This is a genomic window from Psychroserpens jangbogonensis, assembly GCF_000797465.1.
GTDB classification, from domain to species: Bacteria; Bacteroidota; Bacteroidia; order Flavobacteriales; family Flavobacteriaceae; genus Psychroserpens; species Psychroserpens jangbogonensis.
Window position 1 is genome coordinate 639,018 of record NZ_JSWG01000009.1, and the last position, 20,582, is coordinate 659,599.

General features: G+C 32.9%; 17 protein-coding genes and 1 tRNA gene. 8 read left to right on the forward strand and 10 right to left on the reverse strand.

What is annotated here, in order from left to right:
* Positions 1 to 73: 73 nt before the first annotated feature.
* Entirely contained in the window at positions 74 to 946 is an 873-nt protein-coding gene (locus tag RH81_RS09935; RefSeq protein WP_033960036.1) for a helix-turn-helix domain-containing protein, read from the reverse strand.
* A 432-nt stretch (positions 947 to 1,378) separates the two neighbouring features.
* On the opposite strand from RH81_RS09935, the gene xdhC reads away from it, so the two are divergent.
* Together xdhC and RH81_RS09945 are read left to right on the forward strand one after the other, a co-directional pair.
* Positions 1,379 to 2,149, forward strand: a complete 771-nt coding sequence (gene xdhC / locus RH81_RS09940; protein WP_033960037.1) for a xanthine dehydrogenase accessory protein XdhC — start codon at positions 1,379 to 1,381, stop codon at positions 2,147 to 2,149.
* Complete coding sequence (locus tag RH81_RS09945; protein ID WP_033960038.1) at positions 2,146 to 3,153, forward strand: hypothetical protein; 1,008 nt, start codon at positions 2,146 to 2,148, stop codon at positions 3,151 to 3,153. Before xdhC ends, RH81_RS09945 begins: the two co-directional genes overlap by 4 nt.
* 6 nt (positions 3,154 to 3,159) lie before the next feature.
* Here the strand turns inward: RH81_RS09945 and RH81_RS09950 are convergent, their stop codons facing one another.
* From RH81_RS09950 to RH81_RS09985, 8 genes are read right to left on the reverse strand one after another with little or no spacing between them, the layout of a single operon-like run.
* On the reverse strand, positions 3,160 to 4,593 hold the full coding sequence (locus RH81_RS09950) for a DUF6986 family protein (protein ID WP_033960039.1): 1,434 nt from the start codon (positions 4,591 to 4,593) through the stop codon (positions 3,160 to 3,162).
* 18 nt (positions 4,594 to 4,611) lie between these two features.
* On the reverse strand, positions 4,612 to 5,481 hold the full coding sequence (gene uraD / locus RH81_RS17210; RefSeq protein WP_052172500.1) for a 2-oxo-4-hydroxy-4-carboxy-5-ureidoimidazoline decarboxylase: 870 nt from the start codon (positions 5,479 to 5,481) through the stop codon (positions 4,612 to 4,614).
* Between the two features lie 5 nt (positions 5,482 to 5,486).
* Positions 5,487 to 6,890 carry a urate hydroxylase PuuD gene (locus RH81_RS09960; protein ID WP_052172501.1) on the reverse strand — a complete coding sequence of 468 codons (1,404 nt, stop codon included), beginning with the start codon at positions 6,888 to 6,890 and terminating at the stop codon, positions 5,487 to 5,489.
* Between the two features lie 5 nt (positions 6,891 to 6,895).
* Positions 6,896 to 7,894 (reverse strand): allantoicase, encoded by a 999-nt coding sequence (alc, locus tag RH81_RS09965; RefSeq protein ID WP_033960040.1) that lies wholly within the window; start codon positions 7,892 to 7,894, stop codon positions 6,896 to 6,898.
* Positions 7,891 to 9,231: an allantoinase AllB gene (gene allB, locus RH81_RS09970; protein WP_033960041.1), complete on the reverse strand. Its 1,341-nt coding sequence runs from the start codon at positions 9,229 to 9,231 to the stop codon at positions 7,891 to 7,893. The genes alc and allB overlap by 4 nt, the downstream gene beginning before the upstream one ends.
* Positions 9,232 to 9,234: 3 nt before the next feature.
* Positions 9,235 to 11,559 carry a xanthine dehydrogenase molybdopterin binding subunit gene (locus RH81_RS09975; RefSeq protein WP_081988269.1) on the reverse strand — a complete coding sequence of 775 codons (2,325 nt, stop codon included), beginning with the start codon at positions 11,557 to 11,559 and terminating at the stop codon, positions 9,235 to 9,237.
* The gene (locus RH81_RS09980; protein ID WP_033960042.1) at positions 11,552 to 12,964 is read right to left on the reverse strand and encodes an FAD binding domain-containing protein; all 1,413 of its coding nucleotides are present in this window, start codon (positions 12,962 to 12,964) and stop codon (positions 11,552 to 11,554) included. The genes RH81_RS09975 and RH81_RS09980 overlap by 8 nt, the downstream gene beginning before the upstream one ends.
* 3 nt (positions 12,965 to 12,967) lie before the next feature.
* A complete protein-coding gene (locus tag RH81_RS09985; protein WP_033960044.1) occupies positions 12,968 to 13,438 on the reverse strand; it encodes a nucleoside deaminase in 471 nt (156 codons plus the stop codon).
* 293 nt (positions 13,439 to 13,731) lie between these two features.
* On the opposite strand from RH81_RS09985, the gene RH81_RS09990 reads away from it, so the two are divergent.
* On the forward strand, positions 13,732 to 14,703 hold the full coding sequence (locus tag RH81_RS09990; protein ID WP_033960045.1) for a class I SAM-dependent methyltransferase: 972 nt from the start codon (positions 13,732 to 13,734) through the stop codon (positions 14,701 to 14,703).
* A 45-nt stretch (positions 14,704 to 14,748) separates the two neighbouring features.
* Here the strand turns inward: RH81_RS09990 and RH81_RS09995 are convergent.
* Positions 14,749 to 14,824 (reverse strand) — tRNA-Phe (locus RH81_RS09995).
* Between the two features lie 191 nt (positions 14,825 to 15,015).
* Between RH81_RS09995 and RH81_RS10000 the strand changes: the two genes are divergently transcribed.
* The 5 genes from RH81_RS10000 to RH81_RS10025 all read left to right on the forward strand — a co-directional run bounded on the left by RH81_RS10000 (position 15,016) and on the right by RH81_RS10025 (position 20,564).
* Complete coding sequence (locus RH81_RS10000; protein ID WP_033960046.1) at positions 15,016 to 15,744, forward strand: type III pantothenate kinase; 729 nt, start codon at positions 15,016 to 15,018, stop codon at positions 15,742 to 15,744.
* Positions 15,744 to 17,054, forward strand: a complete 1,311-nt coding sequence (gene bamG, locus RH81_RS10005; RefSeq protein WP_033960047.1) for a BamG family beta-barrel-assembly machinery protein — start codon at positions 15,744 to 15,746, stop codon at positions 17,052 to 17,054. The genes RH81_RS10000 and bamG overlap by 1 nt, the downstream gene beginning before the upstream one ends.
* A gap of 15 nt (positions 17,055 to 17,069) precedes the next feature.
* Entirely contained in the window at positions 17,070 to 18,452 is a 1,383-nt protein-coding gene (locus RH81_RS10010) for a tetratricopeptide repeat protein (RefSeq protein ID WP_033960048.1), read from the forward strand.
* A 1-nt stretch (position 18,453) separates the two neighbouring features.
* Complete coding sequence (gene lptC, locus RH81_RS10015; protein WP_033960049.1) at positions 18,454 to 19,026, forward strand: LPS export ABC transporter periplasmic protein LptC; 573 nt, start codon at positions 18,454 to 18,456, stop codon at positions 19,024 to 19,026.
* Positions 19,027 to 19,274: 248 nt separating this feature from the next.
* Complete coding sequence (locus tag RH81_RS10025; RefSeq protein WP_033960051.1) at positions 19,275 to 20,564, forward strand: hemolysin family protein; 1,290 nt, start codon at positions 19,275 to 19,277, stop codon at positions 20,562 to 20,564.
* Positions 20,565 to 20,582: the final 18 nt, after the last annotated feature.

Here is a 20,582-nt window from a genome sequence, read left to right on the forward strand (position 1 = left end):
TAAATCCTTAAAGATTACACAAAAAATTAAATTTTATTGAGGTTTTTAAATGCAATGTTTAAGCGGTAAATATTTAAGATTTTAAAAAAGCACTGAAGTTACCTTCAACTAATCTCGGTGTGTCTAAAAGGTTGTATTTTTTCTGAGCTTCTTCATCTTTCCAAACTGTTTTTACACCAAGTTGATCACTCATGAGGTGTGAGTCGTATCTAGATGTTAGTAAAGCATACAGATAGTTTTTAATTGGTGTGTCTCTGTAAAATTTTAAAACAGTTCCAATGATGTAGAAAAAATTTTCGTTGCAATCTGCAGTAATGCTATGACAATAAAAAACAGGGTTATCGTGATTTTTATAATTGATTAAGTCACGTGGTTTAAGCTGATTTTCATCAATTTCACGATTCTTAATTTTTAGATAAGTCTCCATGCTTAATGGAAAATAAATGCAGTGTCCAGAATAGTAGCCAGATTGGTCATGTATAGCAATATTTAATTCTGGTAAGAGTTTACAAGCTTCAGTTATCAAGTCTATATTTTGGCTTTTTAATGGGTTTTTCTGAAGTTCAATAAAGCGTATGATATTTTTTAAATCATTATGTAATGAAATCTGTTTTATGCGATCTGTTTCATTGTTAATCCTTGATTTAATCCAGTTGGCATCTGGTAAATCACTAGAAATAGCCGATAATGAGTATTTACGTAAATCGAAATCGTAAAATGTTGGAATTTGAGTTGTTGTGTTTAAGTTTCGTATCACTTGATAAGGAATAAAAGTGATGTCTGCCATTGCATTTTCTTTATCACTACTTAACAGTGTTTCGTTTTTTTCCCATCGTATCACAGAACGAATATCTACATCAAATTCAGAGGCTAGTTCTGATTGAGATATACTATGGTATGATCTGTAATCAGTCATTAAATCGCCTAAAGTCTTATATTTTTTCATAAAAATTAAAAGACTAAAATAGCGAATATTATAATGGTATTTTTAAAATAATGGATGTAGAATAAAAAGGATAGTTGGAAATAAAAGAGAGAAGCTGTTTGCTATTAATCAACACGTATCCTCAATCAATCTTTTTAAGTTGCCGTTGCTTCTCTCTTTTTTAGTTAGCTATTCATATATAGGGATTATGATATAAACACAATACAAACTTAACTGTATAGTTTATAGTATAATATGACGTTGGATGTCATATTGAAAAAAAAGAAACTTGATGCTAATTATTATAGCAATTAGTATTCGGTTTTATTGTCTTTATTCTTTCCAATCGATGATTCCTTTCAATTTTTTATGATGTAATTAATTTTTAATCACTGAAATGAGATATGGTTTGCATTAAAAAAGTCTTACTTTTAAATTCTCTTTTTGATAAGAATGAAAAATTGGATCGAACTATTATCGGAATTTAAAAAAAAGCAACAACCTGTGGCTCTAGTTACAGTTACAAAGTGTTTAGGGTCAACACCTTGTGTTGTGGGTTCACGAATGATTATTACAAATAAAAAAGAGCTTCATGGCACAATAGGAGGAGGTAAATTAGAATTTCTGGCAACAGATGAAGCCATGACTGCGCTTCGTGACAATAGACTTATCGAATCTAGTTATACTTTAGGTCCAGAGTTTGAACAATGTTGCGGTGGAAAAGTTGAATTTATAATAGAGCCTTTGAACCAATTACCAGAATTATTTTTATTTGGCGCAGGACATATTGGATGTGAAATCGCCAAAATATTAATCGATACACCTTTTAAAGTCAATCTTATCGATTCTCGTCAAGAATGGTTTAAGAATTTGACTTTTGATGAAAGCATCGATTGTTGTCAAGTTAATATAGATGACTTTAAGACATTTAGAGAAGTTGTGAAATGGGGAAAAAACTGCTATGTTTTGGTTTTGACTCATGATCATTCTATTGACTTCGAAATCATTGCAATGGCACTAAAAAATGAAACAAAATTTTTAGGCTTAATTGGAAGTAAAACTAAGCGCGTTCGATTTAATAATATGCTCATAAAAGAGATGAATATTGAAGAAGGAATGAGCAATGTAGTTTGTCCTATTGGGTTGCAAGTTGGAGGTGACACACCTAAAGAAATTGCTATTAGCGTTGTTGCACAATTACTAGAAGTGCATTACAAAGTATGAAGAATAACAAATCTGTCATAGATAAATTAACTGCACTTTGGGCTTTAAATGAGTCAGGACTTGGTGGTTTTTTACATGTGTTTAAAACGCCTTTTACAGGATTGATTGTAGGAGGAATTGCGATTTTACTCATTAGTTTAATTGCGTATTATGCTGAAAACAAATGGAAGGCCATTTTTAAAGCACTTCTTATCGTTTTAATTATAAAGATGGCTGTTAGTCCATATTCTCCTTTTGGAGCTTATATTGCGGTGAGTTTTCAAGCGCTTTTTGGAGCGTTACTGTTTACTAAGTTTTCATGGAAAGGAGCTACTTTGATGGTTTTAGGAATGGTTACGTTTTTGGAATCTGCACTTCAGAAAATATTAATACTCACTATTATTTACGGAACTGAACTTTGGGACGCCATAGATATTTACGGCGCTTATGTCCAGAGGAAAATGGACTTTGTTTCAGAAACATCTGCAGCTTCGGTTTTAGTGACTACTTATCTTTTGGTCTACGGAATCTGCGGAATACTAGCAGGTCTATTCATTAGAAGTATGATTAAGATAATCTCTAGCAAAAAGGAAGTTGATTTTTATTTAGAACCCGATAGTATAAACCCTGAAAAGAGAACATCAAAGGCATCCTTTAAATTTAAGGTGATTTGGATTTGGTTGATAACAGTCGCTATTATTGTTTCTGCGTTTGCATTTTTTGGAGGCGATTTGTTTGGTTGGCAAAAGGGCGTTTATATAATGCTTCGTAGCTTATTAATTTTATTGCTTTGGTACTTAGTAATAGGACCTTTTCTATTGAAAGTGGTTCAAAAGTATCTCAGTAAAAAGAAATCACAATACCAGGAAGATATTTCTAATGCAATGGACTTGTTTCCGTATTTCAGGCAGATTATTTTATACACATGGAAAGAAACAAAACACTTAAAAGGCTATGCGCGTTTCAAACATTTCATTGCAAATAGCATCTCAAATTGTATTCATTTTAAAATACCTTCTGAATAATAAATATTATTTAAGTTTAGCACGTCTATCCTTTAATATTTTCGCAAATGATCGCGTTCTAATTTCGTCAAGAGTTAAACCAGTTACTAGAACTTCATCAATTGTAATTGCACCACTATTTAAAGCTTTTAAGAAATAATTTAAAAGACCTTGGCCAGTTGCAGCATCATCAAATGTATCACCAATTAAAGTCGCTTGAGCCGCTTTTTCTACGAAGGTTCTTAAACGCAAAACTGCATCATCATAACTCTCTAAAAAGAATGCATAAACAGCTGTGTAACGCATTGGTAATTGTGCTGGATTTAAATCCCATCCTTGGTACAAACCTTTGTATAATGAGTGACGAATATGATCATAGCCTTTAAGCCATGCACGATGTACCACTTTTTTGTTTTCATGTTCTTGTTCCTTGGTTAAATCACCACGATGAGGTCCAATAGGCATCGTATTAGTTGCACCATCAGATAGCCAAATACCAGTATGAGCTAGCGCCACTTTTGTAGTGTAATGTGCAAAATCACAAACATCATGATCCATTTCTTGATAGGATGCAGTAATATTATTAGAAGCTGTATAATCGTAAGTTCCAAAATGGGTTGCAATACAGCGACCTTTACTTGCTACTATAAATCTGAATAATGGATTTGTTCCGTTATGGTCCATGATGGATTGTGTAGTTTCTACCATCATTTCCATTTTAAGTGTTCCAGACTCTAAATTGAAAGCATCTTCTATGACTTCAAAAAAGGATACAAGAGCTACAATTTGTTCTGGTATAGTAACTTTAGGTAGCATCACTATAAAGTTATCGGGTAGTTTTCCGTTTGTTTCAGTGAGTAACGTTGTTAAGAATAAATCAAGTGTTCTTTGTCCACGATGTTTTAATTCTTCAGTAAAAGGTTTAATTCTAATGCCTATGAAAGGAGAAAGTGTACCATCTTTTAGACCAATAGCAACTTGCTTTGCTGCAAAAATAGCAGTATCATCTTCTTCTTTATCCGAACGATTTCCGAAGCCATCTTCAAAATCGATTCTAAAATCTTCAACGCCTTCTTTTTCTAATTTTGCAATAACTTTTTGGTAGATATTATATGAAAACCCAGCATGATGGTTTTTTAAGTCTTCCTTAGATAGACCTTCTAATTCTTTTATAAGTTTTAGTTGCTTTTTGTTTTTTGAAGGTAATTTTTTGCTTCCTTTTAATTTAAAGGCTTTACCAAATTCAATACAATTAGGAGCGTAATGCAATAACGATTTTAAGGCAATAGAACCTAAAACTTGGGTAGTATTAGATTTGAAAAGATTTGCTCCACCATAAACTGTATGAATGGGTTGTCTATCTTCTCTGTCTCCTCTATATATTTTGTTGAACGTTTGATTTGCCGTTTTTAAATCGTCAAAAATGTTCTCTTTTTTATTTTCTGAAATACTTAAATTCATGCTTAATAATATTTAATTCTAACTTCCTCTATACGTTGAGTATCCAAATGGATTAATTAATAATGGAATATGATAATGGCTATCATCTGACACTTCAAATTGTATTGAAGCTTCGGGATAAAAACCTTTTTGATTATTGTTTATATAATAGTTTGCTGTGTTAAAGGTCATCGTGTAAATTCCAGGTTCTAATAGCCTTCCTGGTGGCAATACATCAGAAATCCGACCATCAGCATTAGTAATGCCAACACTCATGGGTTTCCATTGATTGTTACGTAAACCTTTTAAGGTAATGAGCATGTGCATTGCTGGTTTACCAATAGATGTGTCTAAAGCATGTGTGGTTAAATGACTGCTTAAGTCTGCTTTTTGTGAAATGCTTTCAATTAGTTTTGCTAAGCGAATAACTGTGATTTTGTGTTGCTCATTCATCGCAACGAAAATTTCATCTTCACTTTGATTATTCAATCTGGTATTTATTATAGCGAGCATCTCTTTAGCAGTTTTCCTGCTTGCGCTTACTATAAAAATGTATCCAAATTTGTCTTCATATAAATCGTTTGCTTTTATTAAAGCTTCAATCGTTTCTGTGTCCGCTTCAGTAACTTTAGATTGTTCGTTTCCAGCCCATTCAGATGTATGTGCAAATTTCTCTTTTAAGGTGTTTATGTTTCCGATTTTTGGATGACCAGTAAAAGCGTCTTTAAAATCTGCTATTGAGCAATCGTTGTACCAAATTGAAGAAGCTGATTTTATCAGTTCATTTTCAGAAGAAAAGGGTCTGCTTTGAACCATTTTATTAATCCAAGTTTTAGAAACACAGCATTGTTCTAAATTAGAAAACGCGTCTTGGTCTGAAAGTGAATTAAGTTGGTTGAGTGTTATCATAATCTTTAGTTTGGTGCGCCTTGACTGATCCAGCAATTAATCATGTCGCGTTCTTCTTGTGTCATGCCAGTTTGATTGTTGTTAAAAGGCATGTTCTTGCTCACAACTACACGTTGAAAGATCTTATCACGTAAATTATAAATCTGTTCTGCAGTATCATATTTTATACCATTAGGAGCTACTTTCCAAATGGCATCAGTAGGATTTGATGAATGACAAGCGGTACATCTGTTATTAATAATTGTTTGAACTTCTGTAAAGGAAACAATTTCTTTGCAATTTTCATATTTTGGAGGTGTAGGAGCTGTCATAAATGCCATACCGAATAAAATAATTACAGAAATAGGCATCACCCAAACTGAAAGTTCTCCTTTTTCACGAATGTTTAAATAATGTTTTACGCCTGCCGTTCCTAAAGTAATACCCATTAGTATCAACCATTGGTAAGAGTTTCCAAAAGTACTCGGAAAGTGATTACTTATCATCACGAATAGTACTGGCAGCGTAAAATAATTATTAGTGTATGATCTTAAAAAAGCAGCTTTTCCATCTGCTGGATTAGGTTGTAATCCTTTTTTTGCAGCAGCAACCATGCGTTTTTGTCCAGGGATTATAATAAAAAACACATTAGCAGCCATTAAAGTACCTAGAAAAGCACCAAAATGAATGTATGCAGCGCGACCACTAAATACTTGCGAATAGAACCATGCAAAAAGAAAGACTAAGGCTGTTATCGCCAAAGTGAATACGACTTTATTATTGCTTAGTCGCTTACAGATTTGGTCATATAAAACCCAACCAATAATTAAAGAACATATACTAATGGTTATTGCCGTTGAAGGCAGGATATCTAAAACTTCAGGATCTATTAAGTACGAGCTGGCATTAAAATAGTAGATGATTGAGAGTAAACAAAAACCAGATAGCCAAGTAAAATAGGCTTCGTATTTAAACCAATGTAAATGCTTAGGAATTTTTTTAGGTGCTAGTTTGTATTTTTCAACATAATAAAATCCACCTCCATGAACAGCCCAAAGATTTCCAGCCAATTCATCTCTAACATTCTCAGTTCTATTCAAAGCATTTTCTAAAAACACAAAATAGAAAGAAGCACCAATCCAAGCTATACCAAAGGTAATATGGATTAGCCTAACAGTTAAGTTTAGCCATTCAAAAAAGTGGCTTTCGTAAATGGTTCCTTTTAAAAACAGATACAATATTCCAATTCCAGCTACTGAAGCAACTACAATTAAGGCATAAAGCCAGTTCTGTGATGTTTGAATGGTATCTACCTTTTCATCATTCCCTTGAGCTTTTAACTCTTTAATTAAATGATGTAATTTATAAGTAATTGCAACAATTACTAAGAAAATAACGAGCCAAGCTATAAGTAAGGTTACTTCAATCATTTAATTTATTTAATTGTTCCAAGAATTCGTAACCTGCTAATACCACCATCCGGATAAATTTTCAATTTAACATGTGTAACAGGTAGTTCAGTTTGTATAATTTCTTTTTCGAAATGATGTTCTTTATCTGCTTCTAATTTTTGCTGAGGTAATAATGATTTCCATTCATGGTTTCCACTTAAAATATCATCATCACTATCGCAATTACAAACATCAATAGCACAAGAATCTGGGTAGTTCCCTTTAAAATGTTTTGTGTCTACTATAATTTTATGAACCATTCCAGGGTGTCCCAATCGCAGAATTACAAAATCCTCATTGTTTGGTGTTCTATTGCGTTTGGTTTCCCATCCATCTCCCATATTTTTACCAGTAGTAGGAGAAATAAGATTATCCATTACGCTAAAGAACATATCGTTGCAATGCAAAGCTTTTCCACAATTGTTTACTAAAGCTAAATCAATTAAGTCTTCAGGATTTATTTTAGACCAATCTTTGTAAACTTCTCCATATACTCTAAAACGTGCGACTCCACCATCAGGATAAATGTGAAGACGAACATGTGTAAAAATTCTATCTGAATCGATTTCAAAAAAATGTTGACTTCCAGGATCTAAATCTGATTTTGGTAAGATTTCTTCCCAAGGTAAATCGTCTACATTAGCCCAATCTGAAATATCTTCATCTAAATTAATCGCTTCTACAGAAGCAAAAGGAGGATGATTACCTAAAAAATGATTGGTATCAATATCAAAACCTCTAATTTTTCCTTCAGCTCCTAATTTTAAAATTGCCCAATCATGTCCTGAAGTTCTTTTCCGTCTAGATTCCCAGCCGTCCATCCATTTTCCGCGATCGGTATATTTATCTGCAATAAAAATTCCTCGACCTTCTTTGATTAAATTTTCCTTTTCAGCGAAAAAATCATCAGTAGAATATAATACTTGTCCACCTATTTTTTCTGAAGCGAGGTCTATATATTGTTTTAGTCTGTCTTCTATCATTTATCTTTTAATAATAATTTTCCTTGTTGAAGTGTTTTGAGTTTTGAATTTTCAATCACTTGAACACCATTAACAAATGTATGAATTACTTTTCCAAAAACAGTTTCGTTTAAGTATGGTGTTGCTTTGTGCTTGTGTTGAACAGCGTTTTCTGTAATTTGAAACTTTTGAGAATCATCCCAAACCGTAATATCTGCATCAAATCCAGCTTGTAAAGAACCTTTTCTATAATCAATGCCTAAAAACTCAGCAGGCTTACTTGTGAGTAAAGAAATTAATTTTTCAGTAGATAATCCTCTCTTTTTGCCTTCACTAAACAAAATAGGAAGTGTAAATTGTAATCCTGAAATTCCACCCCAAGCCTTAAAGAAATTGCCGCTTTCTAATTGCTTGCGTTCAGGTGGAGCAGGTGAGTGGTCTGATGCTAAAAAGTTAAATCCATCATCTAAAAGATATTCCCAAAGTGCATCATTATTTGTTGTCTCTCTTATTGGAGGTGCACATTTATAAATGGGTGATTCGTCTGGAATGTCTTCTGCATTAAAGTATAAATAATGCGGACAAGTTTCAACTGTAAGTTTATTGGTTTCTTTTTGGCGTTGTTTAATTCGTTCAATGCCTTCAGAAGCCGAAAGATGTACAATATGTACTTTTATATCAAACCTTTTTTGAATATCTATAGCCAAATCAATAGCATTAGATTCCCAATGTTGAGGTCTAGATTTTAAATAGTTTTGGTAGCTTTTCTGATTTGTTACTTCAGGAACATTGTCGTCTGTTAATTCACAATGCAGTAGCAATGGTATATTGTGTTTTTTTAGAATAGGAGCAATAGCTTCTAAGTCTGTTTTTGAGACATTTGGAAATTCATCAATTCCTGAATGTGTTAAAAAACCTTTGATGCCAAAAACGCCCTCTATTATTAAGTCTTCAATATCATCTTTATTTGAAGGAATGATTCCGCCATAAAACCCACAATTAACATGAAGTTTATCTTTTGAGGCTTCTTGTTTTCGTTTGAAGGCTTTTAAATCTGTTGTAACCGGACTTGCATTTAACGGCATTTCAATAAGTGTGGTAATTCCTCCAATTGCTGCCGCTTTTGTGGCTGTATCAAACCCTTCCCAATCTTCACGTCCAGGTTCGTTAATATGAACGTGAACATCAATTATTCCAGGCATAACAATCAGGTTTTCATAGTCTAAAAAAGAAATAGTTTCAATTTTATGATAGCCTTTGTAGATGTTTTGAATTTTTTGCTCTTTTACATGTATCGTAGCTTCAGTAAAAAAATCCACTAGAAAACAACGCTTGCTGTATATTAAAAATTCTGTCATAGATTACTTGCTGTATAAACTCATCAATACTTTCTCAGGAGTCAGAGGTGCATGAAACTTCAATTCATAATTAGGATTAAAGGCTTTAATAGCATTTTGAAGCGCAAAATAAGCACCAATTCCATACATTAATGGAGGCTCTCCTACAGCTTTAGATTTTAAAATTGCCATGTCATTACCATCCGTTTCTACAGGAATAACTTCAACGTCTTTAGGTACTGAAAATATATCTGGAATCTTATAAGTTGACAATGCATTTGAAAGTAATCGACCTTGATCATTATAGGCTATTTCCTCCATAGTCATCCAACCTATACCTTGGATTAAAGCGCCTTCAACTTGACCTAAATCAATTCCTTCACTCATGCTTTTTCCATAGTCGTGAACAATCTTAACCGAATCAAATTCGTAAGTGCCACGGGTGCAATCTACAGTAGTTGTTATAATTGCGGTACCGTAAACATGGTAGGCAAAAGGATGGCCTTTTTCTTTCGTTTTATCAAAATGAATCTCTGGTGTAGCGTAGTGTGCATTTTCGGTTAAAGCAACCCGTTTCATCATTGTTTTACTGATGAGTTCTGTCCAAGACAATTCTGATTTTTTATGGTTTACATAAATGTATTCATCTTTTAATTCGATTGAATCTTCGGAAATGTCTAGGTCTTCAGAAGCAACTTTTTTCAAACGACCAAGTAAAGCAGTACACGCTTTTAGTGTTGCTTTTCCGTTGAGATCTGCAGTAGAACTAGCAGCAGAAGGAGAGGTGTTAGCAACTCTAGTTGTATTTGTGGTTTCAATTTTTATTTTTTCAATTGGGATCGAAAATACTTGTGCAGCAATTTGTATCATTTTGGTATTCACGCCTTGTCCCATTTCAACAGCAGCTGTACTAATTCCAACACTTCCATCGAGATAAATATGAACCAATGCTCGAGCATGATTCATTGGTGTATTCGTAAATGAAATTCCAAAAGTTATTGGCATAAAAGCTAATCCTTTTTTGAAATTTGAATGGTCCTTATTGAAATTTTCAACTTCGCGTTCTAAGGCTTCAATATTGTAAATAGATTTTGCTGAATCCCAAGTGTTTTTAGCTTCCACTTTTTTGGCAATTTGGCCATAAGAGAAAGTGTCGTTTTCATCTAGTAGATTCGCTTCCTGAATTTGTCTAGGAGGCACTCCAATCTCATTTGCAGCTTTCGCAATTGCAGATTCTATAACAAACATTCCTTGTGGACCTCCAAAACCTCTAAAAGCAGTATTGGGAGGCAAGTGCGTTTTACAACTTATTACTGTTGTCTCTACATTTGGAACAAAATAACTGTTCGTAGCATGAAATAAAGTTCGCTCTGCAATAGCTGGTGATAAATCGGCAGCTGCACCAGAGTTTTGAAGAAACTCAACTTCGTAAGCTAAAATTTTAAGGTCTTTTGATAAGCCTATTTTATAAGTACTTTCGTATGGATGACGCTTTCCTGTCATTCGTAAATCGTCATGTCGATTCAAAATTAATTTTACCGATTGATTCAAATGATACGAGGCTAAAGCGGCCATTACAGCCCAAGGTGTGGCTTGGTCTTCTTTACCACCAAATCCACCACCAAGTCGTGTTACATCTACTTCAATTTTGTGCATGGCAACACCCAAGACTTGAGCAGCCATCTTTTGAACAGCTGTTGGTCCTTGAGTTGATGAGGTAATTTTTATGTTTCCGTTTTCGAGAGGTTCGGCGTAAGCACCTTGCGATTCGATATATAAATGTTCTTGTCCGTTTGAAAAGGTTTCGCCTTCAAAAATATACTCGCAATCGTTGAAACCTTTTTCAGTATCACCTAAACTAAAAGATCTTGGAGCATTGATAAAACTACCTTTTGCTTTGGCTTCTTTCGCTGTTGTGATAACTGGTAATTCTTCAATGTCGATTTCGATTAACTCTCTAGCTTTCCTTGCAATAAATTCAGATTCTGCAACAATTAAGGCAATTGGCATTCCCCAAAAATGGACTTCATCTTCTGCAAATAATGGCTCGTCAGGAATGATGCCTCCAATTTGGTTTTTACCTGGAACATCTTTGTATGTAAAAATGCGTTCTACACCTTCTAAGGCTTCCGCTTTAGAATAGTCGATATGTTTAATTTTTCCGTGTGCTTTTGGTGAATCATAAACTACAGCATGAAAAGTACCTTGTTTAACATTTACATCATCTACATATATGGATTCACCTCGAACATGCGTATACGAATCTAAATTTTTAATGCTCTGCTTTATCGATATTGATACAGCATCTAATTTAGATTCTAAAGCGTTATTTGATTTGTGTTTATGCATGCTGTACAAAATCTTTTAAAGTGAATTGCTTCGGAAATAATTCGGTAAAATGCGCATAAAATAATTGCCGCCCTAGAAGACGTTTATAATCACTTGTACCACGAACATCACTAATAGGTGCTATTTCATTTTGAAGTACATTACTAGCTTCAAGTATTGTTTCTGAAGTCAATGGTTTTCCAGTTAAAAACTTTGCAGTGTCGTGTAAATATTTCGGAATTGCAGCCACACCTCCAATTGATACATGTACTTCTGAAATAGTATTGTTTTCTAAAGACATATGAATTGCAGAATTGACACTAGCAATATCTAAATGCGTTCGTTTGCAAACTTTTTCGAAATTGAAAAATGATTGCGTAGTTGGTAATTTAAAACTAATAGCCTTTAATAACTCGCCATCTTTTAAATCGTAAGTTTTATAGCCTTGATAGAAATTTTTAAGTGGCAATGTTCGTTCTTCTTCTTGTTCATTTGTAATTATAAGATCACTATTAAGTGCTAAGAAGAAAATAGTCATATCACCAATAGGTGAGGCATTAGCCAAGTTGCCTCCAAAAGAAGCCATGTTTCTAATTTGTTCTGAAGATACGAGCTTAAGGTATTTTTTTAGATTAGGAAAATGATTGTTGATTTCAATATGATTCCATAAATCAGACACTGTTGAGTTAGTACCAATCGTACATCGATTATTTTCAATGCTAATGCCTTTTAAATAATCTTTTTCAGCAATTAGGTGTACCGAATTATCAGCCAAATGATCGGCTTGTTGCACATATAAATCAGTACCACCAGAGACATATTTCCCTTTAGGTTGGTTGATATCTTTAGCTTCTAGATCTTTTAATCGTTTATGAATACTGTTAAAATACTCAGGAACAAAACCATTTTTAATTAACCAGTTAAATGAATTGTCAATCTTTTGGTTTTGCAATGCTGATACTACTTGATGTGCTGCTTTTTCAATGGCTTTATAGCCTGTGCATCTGCAGATGTTTCCGCTAATAGCATTAATAGCGTTACGGTAATTCTTTTCAGAATTTGATAAAGCAAACCCTGTCAAGGACACAACGAAACCTGGCGTACAAAACCCACATTGCGTAGCATAATTAGCTTTCATGGCTTCTTGAGTCGTGGTAAGTTTGTTTTTTAGATTAGTGCCTTCAACAGTTACAATATGTTTTCCATGTGCATTTCCTAAAGGAGAAATACAAGACGTGATACTTTGGTATTCAATTGTATCATTATTTAAAGACCCAACTAAAACTGTGCAAGCTCCACAATCACCTTCACGACACCCAATTTTAGTTCCGGTAAGGCGTTGTTCATATCGCACAAAATCTAGTAACGTCATCCCAGAATGTTCTGGCGTTTTTATGGTTTTATTATTGAGTATGAAGGTTATCATTAACTAGTATTCTGTTTTATCTTCTTTTCTTGACCATTCTTGAAATGGCTTTAAAGCAATCTCTCGAGCCAATTGCTCAAAAGGAATACTTCTCTCAGCATAAGGTAGTGGAATTTCTTTATAAATGAACTCATCGTCAAACCCAATATTCGCGGCGTCTACTTGGTTACTTCCGTAGTAGACCTTATCAGGACGAGCCCAATAAATTGCACCTAAACACATAGGGCAAGGTTCGCATGAGGTATAGATCTCGCAACCGTCTAATTGAAATGAGCCTAGATTTTTGCAAGCATCTCTAATTGCTGTCACTTCTGCATGTGCAGTTGGGTCATTAGTTGATGTCACTTTATTATTTCCGCGTCCAACGACTTTTCCGTCTTTAACTATTACGCATCCAAATGGTCCGCCTTCGTTGTTGTTCATTCCTTTAAGAGCTGCGTTTACAGCTTCTTGCATAAATTTGTCTTTGCACATTTTAAAAAATATTTTACTGGAAAAATACAAATCATTTTAAGAGTTGTGGTAAATTTGGATTATTTATTTTAAAAAATGCTTAGCTTCGGAAGTCTAAAGAACAAGACAGTATTTCGAATGTGTTTTTTTATTTTTATAGCTTTAATAGGATTTTTTGGTGATACTTTTTTCCGAATAAGAAAAAAAAGCGAAATCTTTTCCATCTCATTGTCATAATTTTTTGATAAAACAAGTATATAGAATAATAGCAATTTGGGTTGGGACAGTTAATGATTAATTAAAACACATCAAAGATGGAAATGGTTTATTTGTTGAAGGGTTATGTAAAAGGGAAATTGAGAAGTGTTTATAAATTATTATTATCAAACTCATCAATTGCTAGAAAGTATTTAAGAAAATCTGATACTGCTGGAAGCAATAGCCTTTATTGTTATGGAATTTGGATGAAACATTTAAAATATTGGTCACTGCTTAACAATAAAACGCCTGAAGTTGTTGTAGAGATTGGTCCTGGGAACTCTCTTGGTGTTGGATTGGCTGCCTTGATTTCTGGATCTGAGACACTATATGCTTTGGAGAGAACTCAATTTTGGAACACAGAAACTAACATTCGAGTTTTTGATGAGTTAGTAGCTTTATTTAAAACAGAGAAAAAAACTAAAAAGATTAATATAGAATCTGTAAGAACTGTTGATGAAGAATTAGGTTTTCCTTCAGATATTCTTACTAAAGTTTATTTGTCACAGTGTTTGAACACCGAAAGACTTAAAAAAATCCGTAAAGAACTTTCCGATCCTTCTAATCCCAATAATGCACATATTCATTCTGTGATACCATGGGAAAGCATAGATGCAATAGAAGATAATAAAGTCGACTATATCTTTTCGCATACCGTCTTACAGCATATTGATGATTTACCAAATACATACAAAGCAATGAATAAATGGCTGAAAAATGGAGGTTGCATTTCTCATAAAATTGACTTTAAATCTATGAACACAACAAAGCTGTGGAATCAGCATTGGACGCTTAATGACGCAGAATGGCAAATAGTTACTGGCGGAACAAACTTGATTAATAGAGAGCCTTTGTCATCGCATTTAAAATTTTTAGAAATTAATGGTTTTGAAATTATCCAGGAAATTAAAGATTCTAGCGATAATGAGTTAAGTGCTGAAGATTTGTCTGATAAATTTAAACAATTGAATATTAGTGATTTAACGACAAGTGGTTATTATTATTATGCTCAATTAAAAAAGAAATAAATTATTAAAACCAAAAAACCCGATTCAATAGAATCGGGCTTTTAGTGGTGGTGCCTCCAGGAATCGAACCAGGGACACATGGATTTTCAGTCCATTGCTCTACCAACTGAGCTAAGGCACCAGTCGTTTTAAACGAGAGTGCAAATATATATGCATTTTTATTATTGGCAAAAGGAAACTTTAAAAATTTATCGTCTTTATTCATTTAAGATGATAGCGTCAATAAATACAGGCAATTAATATGTTATTTTTTGGTTAAACCGACTTTAAGTTTTTTAATCATTTTGTATGTTTACCGCTTATTGATTTACAATGAATTTAATAATGGACGTAGGAAATACCTTGGTGAAACTAGCTGTTTTTCAAGACAATGTGTTATTTGAAAAGGTAACCACACAGCATGATGGGTTTTTAAAGGCTGTTAAGCAAGTGCTAAATAAATATCCTATTATCTCAAATGGTATAATATCTTCGGTAGGTAAATTAAATAAAGAAGATGTTCAAGTTGTAGAATCAGAAATTGATTTATTGATATTAAAATCTGAAACGAAACAACCTTTCAAAAATTTATACAAAACACCTAAAACCCTTGGAGTAGACCGTATAGCCTTGGTTAGCGCATCAATTCGGCAGTTTTCTAACTCGAATGTTCTTATTATTGATGCGGGAACTTGTATCACCTACGATTTCATAAATACTAACAATGAATATTTTGGAGGCGCTATTTCGCCTGGGATAAGATTGCGATACCATAGTCTACATAATTTAACGGCAAATCTTCCGTTACTTGAGTCTGAACTCCCTGAATCTCTAATAGGTAATACAACAAATAGTTCGATTCATTCAGGAGTAGTATTTGGTGTTTTGAAAGAAATAGATGGTGTTATTAACGACTATAAAGAAAAATATTCGGATTTAACAGTTATTTTAACAGGAGGTGATACCAATTTCTTGTCAAAACAATTAAAAAATGGCATATTTGCGAATTCAAATTTTCTTTTAGAAGGTTTGAATTTTATTTTAGAATATAATACACAATAATGATAAAAAAACTTGTAATAGTTTTAGTTGCTTTTTTTGCATTACAAATGAATGCTCAGGAAGGTACAGCTTCGCCATATTCTTTTTATGGAATAGGATCTTTAAAATTTAAAGGGACAGTCGAAAATAGAAGTATGGGAGGATTGAGTATCTATTCGGATAGTATTCATGTTAATCTTAGAAATCCTGCTGCATATGTAGGTCCAAATTTAAAGATTTTTAATAATGAAAATCGTCCAATTAAATTTTCAATAGCAGCAAGTCATAATAGCATCAATTTAAAAGCAGATTCTGGTAGAGAGAAAACAAGCGCTACTACAATTGATTATATGGCTTTGGCAATGCCGTTAAGCGATAAGCTTGGATTTGGTATGGGAATAATGCCTTATACTTCTGTTGGTTATAAATTAGAAGACACAAACAGTAGTGATCAAATTCTAAATAGATATAGAGGAGAAGGAGGACTAAATAAAGCTTTTATTGGTCTTGGCTATCGAATTACAGATAAATTGAGTGCAGGAATTGATGTGAATTATAATTTTGGAAATATTCAAAATACAGCTATAGAGTTTTTGTATGATGACGATGGAAATGTAATACAATATCAATCTAGAGAACAAAATAGATCTGATCTTAGTGGAGTAAATATTAATTTTGGTTTGACTTATAAAACCATGATTAATGAAAAACTTGAATTACAATCTGGGTTTACTTTCTCACCACAAAGCGAAATACAATCAATAAATGAAAGAACGTTTGCTACAATTGTGATTAATCAAACAAATGGTCAAGAACTTGTAGCAAATTCAATCGAGGCAGATTTAGACGCTCTTGGCCTGGAAAGAACTGATTTGACCTTGCCATACAGAATGTCTATTGGAGCGGGAATTGGAGCACCAAGAAAATGGTTTTTAGGAGCAGAATATACCTATCAAAATACAAGTGAATTTTCAAATCCAATTGTTTCTATAGATAATGCTAAATATGTAAATGCATCAAATATATCAATAGGAGGTTTCTTTGTGCCAGATTATGATTCTTTTGCTAGTTACTGGAAAAGAGCTACTTATAGAGCTGGTATTCATTTCGAAAGCACAGGCTTAGAAATTAATAATGAAAAAATAAATGAGTTTGGCATATCTTTTGGAGTAGGACTACCAGTTGGGAAATGGTTTTCAAATGCTAATCTTGGATTAGAAGTTGGAAGAAAAGGGACAACAAATCAGAATTTAATACAAGAAAATTTTGTGAATTTCCAACTAAGTCTATCATTAAATGATAGATGGTTCCAAAAGAGAAAATATAACTAACGAAAAATTAATACAATGAAAACGAGAATTATTTTAGTATTAGCTACTTTGTTCTTAACGGCAAACTTCAGTTTCGCTCAACAAGATGAAGAGTGTATGCTTAACTTAACGTTAATGAATGACTACGTTAAGAGTAAAAAATATGACGAGGCTTTCGAGCCTTGGATGAAAGTGAGAAACAAATGTCCAAAGTTTAGTTATGCTATTTACGCTTATGGTGAAAAAATACTTAATTATAAAATCAAAAACTCTACAGGTCAAGAAAAACTAGATTACATTAGTGACCTAATGGTTGTTTGGGATAAAGGAATGGAATTTTTCCCTAGTAAATATGATTTAGGTGAAGTGCTAGCAAAGAAAGCACTTAAAATGTACGACAACCAAAAAGACATGAGTCTTACAGATAAGCAGATTTATGATGGTTTTGATAAAGCGTACACACAAGATTTAGAAAACTTTACAAGTGCTAAAGGATTATATGTATACTTTACTAAAATAGTTGATTTATACAAAGCTGAACAAGAACCAATACAAGATGTGTTTAATAAGTACGATGATGTATCTGAGCAATTAGAAACGATTAATGCAAAATTTACTGTAAAGTTGAATAAACTAATTGAAAAAGAAGATGCAGGAACAGTATTGACTAAGAAAGAAGGTAAATACAAAACGTTTTATCAGAAATCTTTAGAAGCTAATGGTAAAATCTCAGGGAGTTTAGATACGTATCTTGGTCAGTTAGCAAATTGTGAGAATTTGATTCCGTTGTATCAGAAAGATTTTTCAACGTACAAAAATGATGCAGTTTGGTTGAAAAGAGCTGTTAGCAGAATGTATAACAAAGAATGTACTGATGATCCCTTATATATTGAATTAGTAAAAGCATATGATGCAACAGCACCTTCTGCAGACACTAAATACTTTGTGGCAACAATCTTGTACAAGCAAAATAAAAACAAAGAAGGAGATGATTACATCAAGCAAGCTTATGAATTAGAAACAGATGTATTCAAAAAAGGTCGTTTAGCTAAGAAAATTGCTAACGGTTATAAGAAACGTGGAAGCTATGGTTCTGCAAGAAACTATTATAGAGAAGCATTAAAGTTGAATCCTTCAGATGGAACACCGCATTTACAAATTGCGTCTATGTATGCTAAAAGTGCAAACAGTTGTGGAGACACTAACTTTAATAAAAGAGCTGTCTTTTGGTATGCTGCTCAAGAAGCTTTAAAAGCAGGAAGAGTTGATGCAAGAATGAAATCTAGTGCACAACAAGCTGCTACTTCTTACAACGCAAATGCACCAACAAAAGCTGAGATTTTCCAACAAGGAAATGCAGGAACAACAATCTCTATTGGTTGTTGGATTGGTGGAAGTGTAAAAGTTCCTAATCTGTAAAATGAAAAGTAAGTTTTTACATATAAATATATACATAGTCACAACAATTGTTGTGACTATGTTTTTTTCATGTAAGAACAATTTTAAAGATGTTCAGCAAATAGGTATCCTTCAAAATCAACCTATTGGTGAAGCGAAAAATATCGATTTAAGATATACTGAAACAGAAGATGTTAATGGTAAAGTAATCGCAAATCTTAAAAGCCCTAAAATGCTAGATTACTCTAATAGAGAATTTGCGTTTTCTGAGTTTCCAGATGGTGTGAACTTAGCACTCTATGATGAAAATGGAGAGAAAAATGTTATTCTAGCTGATTATGCCATTGTATACAATAAAACCGATTTAATCGATTTACAAGGGAATGTTATTCTTATTACTCCTCAAAATGACAGTCTTTTTGCAGATCAGTTATATTACGATCAAAAATTAGAATGGTTATTTACTAATCAGCAGGTAAGGTTGAAGTCTGCAACCTCAAATAATGGTAGAGGAAATATCTTTGATTCCGATACTAAATTTAAAAATTATACCATTCTGGAAGGAAGTGGTGATATGCTTTTAAAAGACCAATAGTTAAAGTAGTTTACTAAAACATCTCTATCTTTGTAGCAAATATTTATATTCAAAATGAAGATTCTTCAATTTTTTCAATACATATACCTCTTTTTTGGTGTGCTTTTTATTTATGATGGATTTGTTAGTTGGAATGATGGTACTAATAGGTCTTATATTTCTTTCGTTTTCGCTGCTCTAGCTATTTTTATGTTTTTCTTCAGAAAACGTTTTAGGAAAAAATTTGACGATAGGAATACTAAATAAGTATGGACTTAAGCATCCTAATCATTATTGTAATGTTATTACTCTCTGCCTTCTTTTCAGGTATGGAGATTGCTTATGTATCTTCGAATAAAATCCATATTGAGATTGAAAAAAAGCAAGACGATTTTCTTGCTAGAATTTTAACCCTATTAACTGCAAAGCCTTCCAAATTTATTGCAACGATGCTTATTGGTAATAATATAGCACTGGTTATTTATGGCTTTATTATGGGAGATGTTTTGGTAGATTGGTTTCAATCTAAACTCCCAACAGAATATCAAGTGGTAGATTATTTGTTAACTGATTTAAGTCTGTTAACACAAACTGTAATCTCTACAGTTGTAATATTAATAACTGCCGAATTTTTACCTAAAGTATTTTTTCAGATTTATGCGAATTCATTCTTAAAAATATTTGCCTTTCCTGCATACTTATTTTATTTACTATTCTGGTTTATATCATCATTTATCATTTGGATTTCAGATAGAATATTAAAAGTGTTCTTTAAAACGGATGGTGATAATGTAGAATTGGCTTTAACCAAAGTAGAGTTGGGAAATTATATTAGCGAACAAATGCAGTCTGTTGAAGAACATGATGAGGTTGATAGTGAAATTCAAATTTTTCAGAATGCCTTAGAGTTTTCAGATGTAAAAGCTCGCGAGGTAATGGTTCCTAGAACTGAAATTATTGCTGTAGACGTAAAAGAATCAGTAAAAAACATTAGTACAATGTTTATTGATAGCGGATTGTCTAAAATATTGGTCTATCAAGATTCAATTGATGATATTTTGGGTTATGTACATTCGTTTGAACTATTTAAAAAACCGAAATCTGTAAAAGCAATTACATTTCCGGTGGTATTTGTGCCATCAACAATGCTAGTAAAAGATGTGCTTAATATCTTAACTAAAAAAAGAAAGAGCATCGCTGTTGTAATTGATGAGTATGGTGGAACTGCAGGTATTATGACAATAGAAGATATTGTTGAAGAACTTTTTGGTGAAATTGAGGATGAACACGATAGCGTAGAATTAACTGAAGAAAAGATTGATGATCATAACTATAGGTTTTCTGCTCGTTTAGAAGTTGATTATGTTAATGAAACATATAAATTAGATCTTCCAGAAGGCGAAAATTACGAAACACTTGGAGGTCTAATCGTTGATGAAGCTGAAGAAATTCCACAAGAAGGTGATGTAGTTATTATTGGCGTGTTCAAATTTAAGATATTAGAAGTCTCTTCTACTAAGATAGATGTGGTAGAATTACATATTATTGAAATGGACTAATATGTTCGAAATAACGTA

What these genes read in the sequence shown, in the direction of transcription:
- RH81_RS09935 (WP_033960036.1), bottom strand. Translation starts at nt 946, where the DNA reads ATGAAAAAATATAAGACTTTAGGCGATTTAATGACTGATTACAGATCA.
- xdhC (WP_033960037.1), top strand. Translation starts at nt 1,379, where the DNA reads ATGAAAAATTGGATCGAACTATTATCGGAATTTAAAAAAAAGCAACAA.
- RH81_RS09945 (WP_033960038.1), top strand. Translation starts at nt 2,146, where the DNA reads ATGAAGAATAACAAATCTGTCATAGATAAATTAACTGCACTTTGGGCT.
- RH81_RS09950 (WP_033960039.1), bottom strand. Translation starts at nt 4,593, where the DNA reads ATGAATTTAAGTATTTCAGAAAATAAAAAAGAGAACATTTTTGACGAT.
- uraD (WP_052172500.1), bottom strand. Translation starts at nt 5,481, where the DNA reads ATGATAACACTCAACCAACTTAATTCACTTTCAGACCAAGACGCGTTT.
- RH81_RS09960 (WP_052172501.1), bottom strand. Translation starts at nt 6,890, where the DNA reads ATGATTGAAGTAACCTTACTTATAGCTTGGCTCGTTATTTTCTTAGTA.
- alc (WP_033960040.1), bottom strand. Translation starts at nt 7,894, where the DNA reads ATGATAGAAGACAGACTAAAACAATATATAGACCTCGCTTCAGAAAAA.
- allB (WP_033960041.1), bottom strand. Translation starts at nt 9,231, where the DNA reads ATGACAGAATTTTTAATATACAGCAAGCGTTGTTTTCTAGTGGATTTT.
- RH81_RS09975 (WP_081988269.1), bottom strand. Translation starts at nt 11,559, where the DNA reads ATGCATAAACACAAATCAAATAACGCTTTAGAATCTAAATTAGATGCT.
- RH81_RS09980 (WP_033960042.1), bottom strand. Translation starts at nt 12,964, where the DNA reads ATGATAACCTTCATACTCAATAATAAAACCATAAAAACGCCAGAACAT.
- RH81_RS09985 (WP_033960044.1), bottom strand. Translation starts at nt 13,438, where the DNA reads ATGTGCAAAGACAAATTTATGCAAGAAGCTGTAAACGCAGCTCTTAAA.
- RH81_RS09990 (WP_033960045.1), top strand. Translation starts at nt 13,732, where the DNA reads ATGGAAATGGTTTATTTGTTGAAGGGTTATGTAAAAGGGAAATTGAGA.
- RH81_RS10000 (WP_033960046.1), top strand. Translation starts at nt 15,016, where the DNA reads ATGAATTTAATAATGGACGTAGGAAATACCTTGGTGAAACTAGCTGTT.
- bamG (WP_033960047.1), top strand. Translation starts at nt 15,744, where the DNA reads ATGATAAAAAAACTTGTAATAGTTTTAGTTGCTTTTTTTGCATTACAA.
- RH81_RS10010 (WP_033960048.1), top strand. Translation starts at nt 17,070, where the DNA reads ATGAAAACGAGAATTATTTTAGTATTAGCTACTTTGTTCTTAACGGCA.
- lptC (WP_033960049.1), top strand. Translation starts at nt 18,454, where the DNA reads ATGAAAAGTAAGTTTTTACATATAAATATATACATAGTCACAACAATT.
- RH81_RS10025 (WP_033960051.1), top strand. Translation starts at nt 19,275, where the DNA reads ATGGACTTAAGCATCCTAATCATTATTGTAATGTTATTACTCTCTGCC.